The 917-nt window shown below is 69.4% G+C and carries 2 protein-coding genes and 1 pseudogene; all 3 read right to left on the bottom strand.

Translation table 11 applies throughout. From position 1 onward, the window contains the following. Nucleotides 1–232 (bottom strand): annotated as a pseudogene (locus LK10_RS03805) (bifunctional D-altronate/D-mannonate dehydratase); the annotation flags it as partial. Nucleotides 233–272: 40 nt separating this feature from the next. Beyond that, nucleotides 273–473 (bottom strand): hypothetical protein, encoded by a 201-nt coding sequence (locus LK10_RS22985; RefSeq protein ID WP_052206921.1) that lies wholly within the window; start codon nucleotides 471–473, stop codon nucleotides 273–275. Continuing rightward, a partial coding sequence (locus tag LK10_RS03800; protein WP_456242881.1) for a mannitol dehydrogenase family protein occupies nucleotides 470–917 on the bottom strand: 448 nt, incomplete at its 5' end. The genes LK10_RS03800 and LK10_RS22985, both read right to left, overlap by 4 nt.

The following is a 917-nucleotide window of genomic DNA, read 5'->3' as shown; positions in this document are numbered from 1 at the left end:
GACGCCAGTACGAGGACCGGTACAGGAACTGCCAGGTGTCCTCGATCATGTGCGGATCCTTGCCGATCAGCAGCTGGGCGACATGCTCCTTCAGGTACGCCGCGACCGCGAGCTCCCGCCCGTTCAGGGTCGCATCGCCGATGCCCGTGATGCCCTCGTCGGTCGTGATCTTCAGCGTCACGAAGTTCCGCGACGGGCTCGTCACGAACACCTCAGCGGCAACGATCTTCATGGTGGTCCTCTCTTACTACGGGCGTTCTGGCCCGCGCAGTTCAGTCTTGGTCGAACGATCTGAGGAGGGCGTGTATCCGATGGTGGACCGCGGCGTCCGCCCCGAGGCCGCGGTCGATCAGACGCAGTAGCCCAGCGGTTCGTTCGCTGCCCTCGAGCGCCAGGGCGAGCCGCACCTCGTCCTCGAGGGGGTCGTTGATCTCCGCCCCGGTGGCGAGGTAGTCGATCCAGGCAGCGATCATCCGGGCCGCGGCCCTGCCGGACCGGCCCTCCGCTCGTTCCGCCCGCAGGACCGGCACGCACCGCAGGCGCAGCTTGAGCGAGCCGTCCTGGGCGATCTGGGCGAGATAGTGGCAATGCGGGGGTTCGCGAACCGCTCGAGCAGGGCCGCGCGGTACGAGGGCACATCCAGTTCGGGCAGGGTGAGGTGCCGGGCGGCCTCGTCCCAGAACTCCGCCACAGCCCGGCGGCACACCGGATCCTCGAGCGCGTCCGCCACCGTCTCGTGGCCCCGGAGCCGGCCCGAGTAGGCCAGCATGGTGTGGGCGCCGTTGAACAGCCACAGCTTGCGGTTCTCGAACGGCTCGAGGTCGGCGACGAACTGCGCTCCCGCGTCCTCCCACGCGGGCCGCCCGGCCGGGAAGTCGCCCGAGAGGATCCAGGACGCGAACGGCTCAGCCACGACC

Origin of the sequence: Sinomonas humi, from assembly GCF_000802235.1 — a bacterium.
Taxonomy (GTDB): domain Bacteria; phylum Actinomycetota; class Actinomycetes; order Actinomycetales; family Micrococcaceae; genus Sinomonas; species Sinomonas humi.
Note: the sequence above shows the minus strand (reverse complement) of the source record. Positions and strands in the feature narration are given on the sequence as shown.